This window comes from Acinetobacter sp. YH12249, assembly GCF_013417475.1.
Lineage (GTDB): Bacteria > Pseudomonadota > Gammaproteobacteria > Pseudomonadales > Moraxellaceae > Acinetobacter.
The window spans coordinates 22,556-29,105 of the sequence record NZ_VPDX01000033.1 but is presented as its reverse complement, the minus strand read 5'-3'; the positions used below and the strand labels follow the sequence as shown (position 1 = coordinate 29,105).

The window sequence follows — 6,550 nt, the reverse complement described above, 5'->3', positions numbered from 1 at the left end:
ACGCAAAATAATTCGGTACTATTAAACATCGGGACTAGAGTTTTAAGTTTTGTGTGGTAACTCAACTGATGGCTCTAGTCCTCTTATTTTTCAAGTCAATTTTTTATCCGCGATTCGGGTTATTTAATATTTAAATTATATATTGGCTAACCAATTTCTAGCCGATCTCTCTTATAATCATTACTAAAGGTTTATTTATGCTTAAGCAAAATATTAATGTGAAAGATCAATTCGGTGTTCAATACGTGATTCAGGCTACTGTTGACCCTGATTTTGTTCATACCCAATCGGATTCTAACGTTAAACATATTACGGTTGAAGGTGAAAATATTCGCCCAAGTTTTGAAATGTTTTTTCAAAGCACCATCAGCAGCAAAATTTTCAAAATTATTTAGTGGTCATATGACATGACCAAAAGTGAATATAAAAAATCCTGGTATCTTGCCAGGATTTTGTCTTTGAAATTATTCACTTCTTAATTAAACCTATTCATCGTCTTATAAATAAACCCTGAATTAATAAGCACATTTTAGTTCACACTTAAATCGACTTAGCCATCATTTCAGTGATCTATATTTTATATCTTCTACTACTTATGCTTTTAGGCATAAAACTATCATGAACCTATAAAAAATCTAATACACATCAAATCAGAAAGCCAATCAGAGTTAAAACCCGTCAAGGTTATTATGAGTTTCGTTGGTATGAACTTAAGTCATATAAATGACTGAGGATATACAGCTGGTTTAAGGTGGTGAGCAAGGGCAGTTCAGTTTTAGTTTTGCTAGGACATTCAGACGCTAAGTATTTAATCTTTTATTTTTGAATATTTAATACTCAATAGAAGATCGTAAAGTCAGGAGTTTACTCGATGAATAAATGTATAAAATTACTCGCCAAAAAAAATTTAAGTATTACTTTTCTAGAGAGTGCATCAGCAGGTTACCTGGCTTACCGATTTTCCCAAAATAAATATTCTGGCGATATTCTATATGGCGGGCTAGTGTGTTATGACATGGGTGTCAAAGAGAATATTTTAAAAATCAAACCAGAATTTATTAAAAAATATACACCAGAATCTATGGAAGTCACACAGGAAATGGTCAGAAAAGCCAAGAAAATGTTTTATTCTGATATTTATATTGCCTGTACAGGACTCTTAAAAAGAGGCGGGACAGAAACCAAAGAAAAGCCAGTAGGAACTTTTTTCTATGTAATTTCTTATAAAGATGAGCTTTATAGTTTCCGCTTTCTTTGCAGAGGAAAACCGAGAGAGAAATTAAAAAAACTGGCGAGAAATATTAATCTGAGCTTAATTGAAATCCTTGAAGGCAGTCGAGACAAGAAAAATAAATAGCTATTTATTTAGTTCTCACTGATCGCTAATACACGGATCATGAAAATGTTCTGCTATAAAAAATCCCAGCCGAAGCCGGGATTTTTTTATATTAAATTGGTCAATTAGTAAGGATAGTTAGGGAGAGGGCCGTTTGCTGGAATGGTGAGCCATTGTCCTGTTGCCAGGCGATTTGAACCGCCATCTGGTTGCGCATAGAAATACAAAGGTGCGGTCGGCAGATTAAGCATGGCGACTGAAGCATGTGCGGTTGCAGTTAAAGGCAAGCCATAAAGTGCATAGAAATCTTTAAGATCATAGCCCATGATTTTTGAACTGAGTACATAAATCAGGTCAGGGCGGCTCATGTTTTTCGCATTAAATGCACCTAGTCCCAGTTTATTCTTATCTGCTTGAGAAGCTTTACTTAAATCGATCTGGTTATATAAACGTTGTGCCGCACTTGGTGACTTGAAATATTCCAGCATTTGGATCGTACTATCAATATCATTCACTTTATTCCATTGATCGGTGATGGAACGTCCTGAAGACATGAGTAAAGTATCTTGGCCACGCCAGTAATTATTATTGGTTTCAATCTTCAATGCCGAAAAGATTTTTTCCATCGGTGTAGTGACGTTATAACCCATTGCCTGGAAATATATTGGCTTACCTGCCTCCAGATATTCCTGAATCAAGCTGGATTCAAAATTATTGGCGCCGATATTACTGCCTAAAATCATCAGGTCAGCATCTTTCCAGCAGGTATTGGTTTGATCCAGTACATTACATTGTAGAAAGGTAACTTTAACCCCTAAATGGTGGGCAAAATATTTTCTATCATGCTCAGGTTGGTTTGTGCCAGGCCATTCACGGTAAGTTTTAATTCTTGTTTAGGCTGTGCTTGTGTTTTCCCCGTCAATAGCCAGCGAAAACCATTGTTGAGCACGGGTGCAAAATCTACCATGTCAGGACTATTCGCTGAGATCCCCCCCAGCATATTCTGGCCAAAAGCCAGCGCCCGGCCTTTACCGATTTGTGATGCGACTCCCAGACCACAGCCTTTATTCGCCTGCTGACTTAAATTCCAGCCGCAGGCTTGATCTGAAACTGCGATTGGTAGAGCTGCGCTTAAATCATAAGGATAAAGATTAATCGAAGCAGTTGGCGTAAATTGCAGTTGAGGTTGCAAAACTTTGCCATTTGAACTGGTATAGAGTGAGGTAATTAAACCCTTTTGCCATGTTTGTTGTTGCTTGGCGAGCTGTAAGGCCCAGTCTAGCAATGTAGCGGAATCTTGCTGAATCAGAGGTCGGGCATCACCTGTACTCAATGCCTTATTAATCCGGGTGGTTGTTGGCGTTTGTGGATTTAAAGGTGGTGTAATGCCATCAGGTGTTTCTACAGGTGAGGGGGATGATTCCTCGTTATCAGATGGATTAGTTGTTGATGGTGGATTAACAGCAGAATCTGGTGTTTCTGCAGGAGAAGATGTTCCGCTACTGCCATCTCCACCACAGGCAATCAGACTCATCGATAGCGATAAGGTTAGTAAGGCTGTTCTCAACCTCAAATAATTTCTTTCCATAATTTTCCCCAAGGTATAACCAAAAAGACGACATTATTTTTAAAGTTGTCGTAAATATCAGATGAGAATTATAGAAGTACGTGGTGATAAAATAGAACTAATATTTTATTTAAGTATATGTTTTTTAATTATAAATAATTATTAAAAATAATTTTAAATGTGATGCGGATTGAGTTAATTTTTATTTGTTTTAATTAGGCCGCAGTTTAAAAATAGCCACAACCCGAGCTGAAATTTTATGGTCTATCAGTTTTGACTTCGAACTTGAGTAGGGCCAGCGCAATTCTTTCTACATGTTGATAAGCAGGTTGCTCTAACTCTTCACCAAAAATATCCGGGTCAATTTCCTCATAAGACCAGTCAATATTTTGATGCTGTTTCATTAAATCCTCCAGATGCTGTAAGAAGCGATCGCCGTCCTGACAAATAGTGACGCCAGTATATAAAAATAGACGTCCATCTGGACTGAGTCGCTGTAAACCCTGTTTAATAATCTTAAAAGACAATTCATTACCATTCAGTTCATTGCCTCCATGACGGTATTGTCGTTGATCTGGATCAATTAAATAAGGAGGATTGGCAAAAATCAGGTCAAACTGGCCTTCAAGACCAGAAAATAAATTACTCTGCACAGGATGAATCGTATCAAAACCTGAAAAGTCGATATTAATTTGGCTATAGAGAAGGGCTTTCGGGTTCAGATCTGCGACAAAGATTTCCTTATGATCTGGAAAATATTTAGCTATATGAATCGCAGCAGCAGAAGTGCCACAGCATATTTCAGCTGCTCGTTTAAAAGAATTGGCCTGGCAAGATAAATACTGCTTTAAATGATAAGCAAAACGGTAAGTATCAGGACCAAAAAAAACAGCATCCTGTTGGGTCGTAGGAAAGGCTGAGTGAATAAATAATTCGTCTTCGAGTGAAGCGACTCTGATCAGACTTTTATATGCATTATCTTGAACTTCCAAAAGTTGATGTTCTAACAATAATGAAAAAAGAACAGGATCAAGATCGGTAATTGTAAATTCCAGATTCCAACCAAAGATATCCTGTAGAGTTTTATATTTATTTTTTTCGCTTCTTTTGCGATCCAGAATCCGTTGATGGGAAAGTGGGGTAATGGCGGTAAACTGATATTGCTGCTGTTTTAAAAAATTTAATAGAAAGTGCAGAGCTTGTTGCTGGCTATTTTGAATTTCTAAAATCTGGTTCATTAGATGTGCTCTTCGGTTTATTTAGAATAAATGAAAAGGTGCATACACCTGTTTTAACCTATACAAGATAATGACCAGAACAGCCATTCGCTATATTGATCCAATCAAAATGGATCAGCTCAATCTTCGCCCAAAATTTGCTGTTGTTCGGTAAAAAACTGATGTGAATTGGTTTAATTTGTATAGTGGGATATTGAAGTTCAAATCCTTATAAAGAATGAATCACTTTTATTTTTATATGTTTTCCATAAAAATGCCGACTGATCAAAATGATGAGTCGGCATAGACTGAATATAAATAGAAGTTTTAATGAGCAGCTTCTGGTAAATCAAACCAGATCACTTGTGCATCTTCAATCGCCTTAATTTCTGCCTCATCCATAAAGGCAATCGCACCACCAGCTTCAACTGTATATTCTGCAATTTGTACTGAGCCAGAAATCACATGTACATAATTGATATGCTGAGTCGCTTTGATGTCCAGACTTTGGCCTTTATGGATCACTGCGGTTTTGACTTCTGCATTTTGACGAATGTGCATGGGTGCATTGTTATTTGGTCCACAGATTAAATGCCATTGATTCGGTTGCTCTTTTGCATCCAGACGAATTTGCTGATAATTCGGCTGAGCATCGCGTTCATTCGGAATGATCCAGATTTGCAGGAGATGCACCTGTCCATCACCCTGGTTCATTTCACTATGACGTACACCGGTTCCAGCACTCATCAGTTGCCATTCACCTGCTGCAATACCGCCATGATTGCCCATACTGTCCTGATGGGTAATCGTACCTTTTAGTACACAGGTCAGGATTTCCATATTGTCATGCGGATGGGTACCAAAGCCCTGATGTGCATCAATCATATCATCATTAATAACGCGTAATGCACTCACGCCCATATAGTTCGGATTGTACCAGTTGCCAAATGAGAAGCTGTGTTTAGACTCCAGCCAGCCCATTTTTACATGACCACGATTTTCACTTGGATGTAGAAAAGCTTTCATGAATTTATCTCACTTTAATTTTTAACTTGAGATCATCATAACGTTGTTTTAATTCTTAAAAAATTATAAACAGGCGACAGATCATTGCATTTTTGCAACGATATAAGAGAAAGCAGGTATAAAAAAGCCCACTCATAAGCGGGCTTAGGTATTTAAATAAAGATTATTCAAGGAAACGGACAGTTACGCCTGATTTCACTTTACGGCCTAAATCATTCGCATCCCAGTTAGTCAGACGGATACAACCATGTGACGCAGTTTTAGAGATTGCAGATGGATTTGGCGTACCGTGAATACCAAATGATTTTTTGCTTAAACCGATCCAGATATTACCTACAGGACCGTTTGGACCAGGTGGTAAAGAAAGTGGTTTCTTGTTATTGCCTTGGACAAAGTTAGATGGCGAGTAGCTATACCATGGGTTTTTCGCTACGCCAGTCACCTTATAAGTTCCTGTTGGCGATGGAGTACTTGAACTACCAATCGTTGCAGGGAAAGAAGCGATCATCTGGTTGCGGCTATTGAACAGATAAAGCTGCTTAGCACCTTTATGCGCCACAATTAAATGAATATCTTCAGGAACTTCATTGCGGATATTGGCAACAATCAGCTTTTCCCCAGCTTTCTTAAAGGTAGCTTTTGGATTTAACTTTTTCAAAAAGTCTTCATCCATATGGAATTTTTCACCCAGCATTTCAGTTACGCGAGTGTAATACAGACCTTTCATTTTTGCCTGTAAGGCATAGTCAGAAGGAATAGACTCGGCATAAGGACCTTTCAGGTCTTCTTCAGTGATGGTGTATTCAACAAAAGCAGGCTTAGAACCCTGTTTAGCCAATAGGGCATCCCAAGTTTCCTGAGTCAATGTACCGGTTGGTTTAATACCATTCATTTGCTGGAAAGATGCGATCGCTTTCAAGGTATTTTTACCGCTAGTACCGTCAATCGCACCTGGAGAAGCATGGGCATTATTTAACATGACATGCGCACGTGCATATACCGGAAATTGGCCTTTACCAATATCTTCATACCAGCTTGCATTATTAAGGCCGTCTAAAGTCCAAGATGCTTTCGCAGCAGCAGAATTCGTCGGTGCTTTAGTCGTGGTTGGAGCAGCACCGATATCGGCAGTCTGGTCTTCAGTATCTTGTAATACATCTAATGCTTCAGAAGCTTTCTTCAGATCTTGTTGTTCTTGAGCACTAATTCGAGTTTCTGCTTGTGCTGCCGAAGCTTCAGTTGCTAAAGGATCAATCGGATCCTGAACCGCAACATCAGTGACAACTTGGGGGTTTAATGGTTGTTCAGCAGTAGACGCAGCGAAAACAGTACCTGCGAAAATGCAACCTAGACTCACAGCGAGCATTGTGCGAACTAACATGTAACTCAACCTTAAAAATATTT

7 protein-coding genes are annotated in these 6,550 nt (G+C 38.5%); 2 read left to right on the top strand and 5 right to left on the bottom strand.

Going from position 1 to position 6,550, the window contains the following annotated elements; genetic code table 11:
- Positions 1 to 197: 197 nt before the first annotated feature.
- Both FTV25_RS14035 and FTV25_RS14030 read left to right on the top strand, forming a co-directional pair.
- Complete coding sequence (locus FTV25_RS14035) at positions 198 to 395, top strand: hypothetical protein (RefSeq protein ID WP_180004200.1); 198 nt, start codon at positions 198 to 200, stop codon at positions 393 to 395.
- Between the two features lie 476 nt (positions 396 to 871).
- A complete protein-coding gene (locus FTV25_RS14030; protein WP_180004209.1) occupies positions 872 to 1,357 on the top strand; it encodes a CinA family protein in 486 nt (161 codons plus the stop codon).
- A 104-nt stretch (positions 1,358 to 1,461) separates the two neighbouring features.
- Here the strand turns inward: FTV25_RS14030 and FTV25_RS14025 are convergent, their stop codons facing one another.
- The 5 genes from FTV25_RS14025 to FTV25_RS14005 form a co-directional block, all read right to left on the bottom strand.
- Positions 1,462 to 2,118, bottom strand: coding sequence for a hypothetical protein (locus FTV25_RS14025; protein WP_257218992.1), 657 nt, complete (start codon positions 2,116 to 2,118; stop codon positions 1,462 to 1,464).
- A 32-nt stretch (positions 2,119 to 2,150) separates the two neighbouring features.
- The gene (locus FTV25_RS14020) at positions 2,151 to 2,924 is read right to left on the bottom strand and encodes a hypothetical protein (RefSeq protein ID WP_180004211.1); all 774 of its coding nucleotides are present in this window, start codon (positions 2,922 to 2,924) and stop codon (positions 2,151 to 2,153) included.
- Between the two features lie 236 nt (positions 2,925 to 3,160).
- Positions 3,161 to 4,141 carry a methyltransferase gene (locus FTV25_RS14015; protein ID WP_180004213.1) on the bottom strand — a complete coding sequence of 327 codons (981 nt, stop codon included), beginning with the start codon at positions 4,139 to 4,141 and terminating at the stop codon, positions 3,161 to 3,163.
- Positions 4,142 to 4,447: 306 nt separating this feature from the next.
- Complete coding sequence (locus tag FTV25_RS14010) at positions 4,448 to 5,146, bottom strand: pirin-like bicupin family protein (RefSeq protein ID WP_180004223.1); 699 nt, start codon at positions 5,144 to 5,146, stop codon at positions 4,448 to 4,450.
- Between the two features lie 163 nt (positions 5,147 to 5,309).
- The gene (locus FTV25_RS14005; protein WP_180004225.1) at positions 5,310 to 6,527 is read right to left on the bottom strand and encodes a L,D-transpeptidase family protein; all 1,218 of its coding nucleotides are present in this window, start codon (positions 6,525 to 6,527) and stop codon (positions 5,310 to 5,312) included.
- Between the last annotated feature and the right edge of the window lie 23 nt (positions 6,528 to 6,550).

What these genes read in the sequence shown, in the direction of transcription:
- FTV25_RS14035 (WP_180004200.1), top strand. Translation starts at nt 198, where the DNA reads ATGCTTAAGCAAAATATTAATGTGAAAGATCAATTCGGTGTTCAATAC.
- FTV25_RS14030 (WP_180004209.1), top strand. Translation starts at nt 872, where the DNA reads ATGAATAAATGTATAAAATTACTCGCCAAAAAAAATTTAAGTATTACT.
- FTV25_RS14020 (WP_180004211.1), bottom strand. Translation starts at nt 2,924, where the DNA reads ATGGAAAGAAATTATTTGAGGTTGAGAACAGCCTTACTAACCTTATCG.
- FTV25_RS14015 (WP_180004213.1), bottom strand. Translation starts at nt 4,141, where the DNA reads ATGAACCAGATTTTAGAAATTCAAAATAGCCAGCAACAAGCTCTGCAC.
- FTV25_RS14010 (WP_180004223.1), bottom strand. Translation starts at nt 5,146, where the DNA reads ATGAAAGCTTTTCTACATCCAAGTGAAAATCGTGGTCATGTAAAAATG.
- FTV25_RS14005 (WP_180004225.1), bottom strand. Translation starts at nt 6,527, where the DNA reads ATGTTAGTTCGCACAATGCTCGCTGTGAGTCTAGGTTGCATTTTCGCA.